Genomic DNA, 1,248 nt, shown 5'->3' on the forward strand with positions numbered 1-1,248 from the left:
AGTCAAGTCCGAAGAATTGTGTAAATTAAAATCCAAGGTTACAGTTTCATCGATATCCTAGATTTGTATTTTCGAAGCTTATTTTATTTTTTTCTATGAAGGGGGTACCCCCTTCATAGAAAAAAATTTCGCGCGCTGCGCTGGCATTATTCATTTAATGACAAATTTTTTCTTTGCTTGTTCTTCTGCATAATCCATAAGAATGGCCCCTATTAGCCTAAAAGCAGATTGAGTATTTGGAAAGATACGAATTACTCTTTCTCTACGGCGAATTTCTTGATTCAAACGTTCTAACGAATTCGTACTATGAATAAATGTATGAAATTTAATTGGTTCGTTTAAATATTGGATGGCATCTTCGAAGCCTTCGTCTAATGTTTTCAGAGCTTTATCAAGCTTGGGATTATTTTCATAAAGTTTCATGAATTCATCCTTAAATGATTTAGCGTCCTCAAATTTCACAACGTTAAAAATTCGTTTCAAATCAACAACTACTTGAGGCATCTCTTTTTTGGGGATTTTATCGATAATGTTTCTTTTAAAATGAACAGAGCAACGTTGCCAGGAGGTACCAATAAATTCCCTTTGAATAGCTTTTTTTAATCCTTCATGGGCGTCTGATATAACAAGTTTGGGTGACTGTAATCCACGTGATTTTAAGTCTTGAAAGAAACCTTGCCAAGCCTCAAAACTCTCAATATGATCAATTTTTAATCCAATTACGTCTCTTTGCCCTGTTTCACATAGTCCTGTAGCAATATAAACCGCTTTAGAAACTACCCGGTTATGTTCACGGACTTTAATATACATTGCATCGACAAATATATATGGATAGTATTGAACATTCAGTGGTCTCTTTGCCCATTCATTTACTATTGGATCAAGTCTTTCTGTAAGAGAAGAGACGAACGACTTAGATACATTTTCTCCACAGAGTTCTTCAACAACCTTTGTGACTTTACGTGTTGATACTCCATTTATGACCATTTCTAGCATAGAGAGCACAAAAGCTTGATCACAACGTGCATACTTTTGGAAAACGGATGTAGAAAATTCTCCTTCACGTGTTCGAGGAACACGTAGTTGTATACGACCGATACTGGTCAATAATTCACGATCGTAATAACCGTTTCGATAATCACGACGATCATCTGAACGTTCATAAGCAGAAGCTTGTAAATATTCATCTCGTTCCATTTCCATATATGCATTTAGTACAAGAACAATAGATGCCTTCATCACTGTATC

Annotated in this window: 1 protein-coding gene; it reads right to left on the reverse strand. The window is 35.4% G+C overall.

What is annotated here, in order from left to right:
• Nucleotides 1-150: 150 nt before the first annotated feature.
• A partial coding sequence (locus D1606_RS18505) for an IS256 family transposase (protein WP_119417454.1) occupies nt 151-1,248 on the reverse strand: 1,098 nt, incomplete at its 5' end.

The organism is Rummeliibacillus sp. POC4 (assembly GCF_003576525.1).
Lineage (GTDB): Bacteria > Bacillota > Bacilli > Bacillales_A > Planococcaceae > Rummeliibacillus.